Below are 3,126 nucleotides of genomic sequence, written 5' to 3'. Positions count from 1 at the left end.
GCGTCCCTTCGCTTCGCTGCGGGCAACCTGCGGTGCTCGGTTCAGGCGGGGTCTCGCTAAACTCGCCTTCGGCTCARACAACGCGATCCCTGATCCGCCTGAACCTGCGCTCCTCGGCGCATCCACAAGGGGTGGGGAAGGAATACCAAATCCAAATACWGAAAACCACAAGGACTCGCCKTGGCGAGTCCTTGTTTGTCTTGGTTTGTTCTTTGTATTTCTGTCTTCTGTTCCCGCTTCCGCTCCCGATTGCCCCGTCCTGGCTGGGCCGAGGAGCGCAGAGACAAGCGGATCAGGGCCGGCGTTGTTTGAGCCGAAGGCGAGTTTAGCCGGACCCCGCTTGGCTCGAGCACCGCAGGTTGCCCGAAGCGAAGCGTAGGGACCCAGACTGCGGGTCGCCTTTTCTTTGCTTACTTTCTTTTGGCGAAGCAAAAGAAAGTGAGTTGCTGCCGGCAACCCCGGCCAGCAAGATCAGGAGAAGGGCACACCGCCGGAGCAAGACCGGCCTATCCACCCGGCTTCCCGGAAGATAAGGCCATAACCCCACGCTTATCCCCCGATTTCCAACTAGTACGGCTTGATAACCTTTACTTGAAGCAAGAGGCGGAAAAAAACAGAACTTAAGTTTTCACCGCCATCAGCCGATAGACATACACAGCCATCCCCATCGAGCCCAAGGAGCGCGCATGCACGCAACAAACAACCCCACCCCCACGCCGGCCGCCGCCAAGGCGCTGGAATTCCTGGCCTTCACGCTGGGCCAGGAAGAGTACGGCGTGGACATCCAGAAAGTGCAGGAGCTGCGCGGCTACGACACGGTGACCCGCATCGCCAACGCGCCCGAACACATCAAGGGCGTGGTCAACCTGCGCGGCATCATCGTGCCGATTGTGGACATGCGCATCAAGTTCAACCTCGGTACGCCCAGCTACGACCAGTTCACGGTGGTGATCATCCTGAACATTGCCAGCCGCATCATGGGCATGGTGGTGGACAGCGTCTCGGACGTGATCACGCTGAGCCCTGAACAGGTGCGACCCGCGCCCGAGATGGGTGCGCTGTTGGACACCGAATACCTCATAGGCCTGGGCACGCTGGACGAACGCATGCTCATCCTCGTCGACATCGACAAGCTCATGTCCAGCAGCGACATGGCCCTGATCAATGCTGCCGCCACGGCCTGAGCCCTTCTCTGAGCTCTTCTTATTCCCGGAGTCTTCATCATGTTTTTAGGCAATCTCTCCATCGGCAAGCGCCTGGCCGTTGTGGTCGGCGTCATTCTTGCCCTGTTCCTGACGAGCAGCGTGCTCGCCGTCCTCAAGCTCAGCCAGCTGGGCGGCGAAATCAAGGCCATGGTCGAGCAGAACGTGAAGACCGAACGGGCCGGTTCCGACTGGCTGCGCCACACCACCGCCGGCATACAGCGCGCGGCGGCCATCGCCAAGAGCAGCGATACCGGCCTGGTCGCCTATTTCGCGCCGGCCTCGGCGACCTCGATCAAAGACACCAACGAGTTGCAGAAGTTCCTCGAGCAGCAGATGGACACGCCCGAGAAAAAACAGCTCTTCGACAAAATCGGTGAACTGCGCAAGATCTACCTGGCCGCGCGCGAGGACGTCAGCAAGGCCAAACTCGCCGGCGACCTGGAAGGCGCGAACCGGATTTTCAGCGAACGCTTCGAGCCCACCTCGCGCGCCTACCTGGCCGGCGTGCAGAAGATGGTCGATACCGAGCGCGAGCTGCTCGACGAAGCCGCGCTGCGCAGCGAGGAATTGCGCGCCAGGACCAGCCTGGTGCTGGTGGTCTGCAGCGCGCTTTCACTGGGCCTGGGCGTGCTGTTGGCCTGGCTGCTGGTGCGCAGCATCACCCAGCCGTTGTCGCAGGCCGTGCGGGTAGCGCGCTCCGTGGCGTCCGGCGACCTGACCAGCCGCATTGAAGTGACCAGCCAGGACGAGACAGGCCAGCTGATGCAGGCGCTCAAGGACATGAACGACAGCCTGGTCGGGATTGTCGGCAATGTGCGTAGCGGGACGGACACGATTGCGACGGCTTCGAGCCAGATCGCGGCGGGTAACCATGACTTGTCATCGCGCACCGAAGAGCAGGCGAGTTCGCTTGAAGAGACGGCGGCTTCGATGGAAGAACTGACTTCCACGGTCAAGCAGAATGCCGACAACGCGCGCCAGGCGAATCAATTGGCGGTGTCCGCGTCCAGCGTGGCCGTCAAGGGTGGCAGCGTGGTCGCCGAGGTGGTCGGCACCATGGGTGCGATCAATGCTTCTTCACGCAAGATTGTCGACATCATCGGTGTGATCGACGGGATTGCTTTCCAGACCAATATCCTGGCTTTGAATGCGGCGGTGGAGGCCGCCCGTGCCGGCGAGCAGGGCAGGGGCTTTGCGGTCGTCGCTGCTGAGGTCCGCAACCTGGCCCAGCGCAGTGCCGCCGCCGCCAAAGAGATCAAGACCCTGATAGGCGACTCGGTCGACAAGGTCGAAGAGGGCAGCAAGCAGGTCGCCGAGGCCGGCAAGACCATGGACGAGATCGTCGACAGCGTCAAACGTGTGACTGACATCATGGCCGAGATCACTGCTGCGAGCCAGGAACAGACTTCCGGTATCGAGCAGATCAACCAGGCGATCACGCAGATGGACCAGGTCACGCAGCAGAATGCGGCGCTGGTGGAGGAGGCGGCTGCGGCAGCTTCCTCGCTGCAGGAGCAGGCCAGCGGACTGTCGCAGGTGGTGAGTGTGTTCAAGGTCTCCGGCGGTCATGCGCCAGCCGCGCAGCAACAGCAGCGCGCCAGCGCGGCCAGGCCGGCGACCCCCAAACAGCCACCGCAAGCCCGGAAGGCTATTGCTGCGCCGCGTGCGCTGGCGGCGGCTGGCGAAGGATGGGAAACGTTTTAAGACCGGGTCTTGCTCCGGCAGTGCGCCCTTCTCTTGATCTTGCTGGCCGGGGTTGCCGGCAGCAACTCACTTTTCTTTGCTTCGCCAAAGAAAAGTAAGCAAAAGAAAGGCGACCCGCAGTCTGGGTCCCTACGCTTCGCTACGGGCAACCTGCGGTGCTCGAGCCAAGCGGGGTCCGGCTAAACTCGCCTTCGGCTCAGACAACGCCGGCCCTGAT

The 3,126-nt window shown here is 62.1% G+C and carries 2 protein-coding genes; both read left to right on the top strand.

All coding sequences use genetic code 11. The features are described 5' to 3' along the window. Positions 1 to 686: 686 nt before the first annotated feature. Positions 687 to 1,184 (top strand): chemotaxis protein CheW, encoded by a 498-nt coding sequence (locus AC1D1Y_RS25810; protein WP_477684864.1) that lies wholly within the window; start codon positions 687 to 689, stop codon positions 1,182 to 1,184. Positions 1,185 to 1,223: 39 nt separating this feature from the next. Further along, a complete protein-coding gene (locus AC1D1Y_RS25805; RefSeq protein WP_477684863.1) occupies positions 1,224 to 2,909 on the top strand; it encodes a methyl-accepting chemotaxis protein in 1,686 nt (561 codons plus the stop codon). The last annotated feature ends 217 nt before the right edge of the window (positions 2,910 to 3,126 follow it).

It is taken from the genome of Polaromonas sp. P1_G1 (assembly GCF_056405595.1).
The sequence above is the reverse complement of the archived record's forward strand: the minus strand, read 5'-3'. Positions and strand labels throughout refer to the sequence as shown.